Below are 281 nucleotides of genomic sequence, written 5' to 3'. Positions count from 1 at the left end.
GCATTAAACGGACTGACATCACCTTTTTCACTTTCATCAGTAACCTGACGACCCGACCATAATAATTTAAAACCTCGATTCAGCTTTAAAATAGGCATAAATTTTAAGCCTATCGACAGAAACAGCCCTACTCCTAAAATCAAAATCAGCATGGGAACGCCCCATACTATACTGTTAATCATACTGACAAATTGCGTGACTGCTTCCATGTAAAAAACCTCATAATGAGTAATGACTTATGTCGAATATTATAATTATTAGATGTTTGGTTATTTTTATTA

At 34.2% G+C, this 281-nt stretch carries 1 protein-coding gene; it reads right to left on the bottom strand.

All coding sequences use genetic code 11. The features are described 5' to 3' along the window. A partial coding sequence (locus tag AAEY78_RS12695; RefSeq protein WP_502943767.1) for an alanine:cation symporter family protein occupies positions 1-209 on the bottom strand: 209 nt, incomplete at its 3' end. Positions 210-281: the final 72 nt, after the last annotated feature.

This window comes from Psychrobacter sp. 16-MNA-CIBAN-0192, assembly GCF_040309565.1.
Taxonomy (GTDB): domain Bacteria; phylum Pseudomonadota; class Gammaproteobacteria; order Pseudomonadales; family Moraxellaceae; genus Psychrobacter.
The sequence above is the reverse complement of the archived record's forward strand: the minus strand, read 5'-3'. Positions and strand labels throughout refer to the sequence as shown.